Annotated in this window: 1 pseudogene; it reads left to right on the top strand. The window is 54.3% G+C overall.

Annotation, left to right across the window (positions count from 1 at the left end):
• Positions 1 to 212: pseudogene (locus tag L692_RS32760) on the top strand (hypothetical protein); the annotation flags it as partial.
• Between the last annotated feature and the right edge of the window lie 193 nt (positions 213 to 405).

Genomic DNA, 405 nt, shown 5'->3' with positions numbered 1-405 from the left:
TGGTACGGAGCCTGTACACGATCGCGGAGGGCGTTGCTATTTTTACGATTCCGCTTGTGGCGGCGGCCATTTCCAGAGTCAATATCGGCGGGATCTTCCTGCTGAACGCGGCGGTCGCTTTATTCGGATTTGTTCTGTCGCTGATTGTTTTTACCCGGGACAGGCAGCCTGTAAATGAAGCAGGCGTACAGGCCGAACGAGCCCGGTGCTAGGGGGAATTTTCAACGTACATCAGCCCTTCCTGATGATTGGCATGCCGCCCAGGCGGCCCTGACATCGGGAGGCGGCTTTTTTTGCGCTCCGGGCCAAGAATTCTCAGCTTCCATACGCAGCCGAATTGGTTGGCCGTAAAGGGAAACGGGTAAAAGAATTTAGGGTTTCACCGGGAGACTCACGTATAAAAAA

Source organism: Paenibacillus forsythiae T98 (assembly GCF_000520735.1).
In the GTDB taxonomy this organism is placed as follows: domain Bacteria; phylum Bacillota; class Bacilli; order Paenibacillales; family Paenibacillaceae; genus Paenibacillus_AQ; species Paenibacillus_AQ forsythiae.
This window is presented reverse-complemented; position numbering and strand designations above follow the sequence as displayed.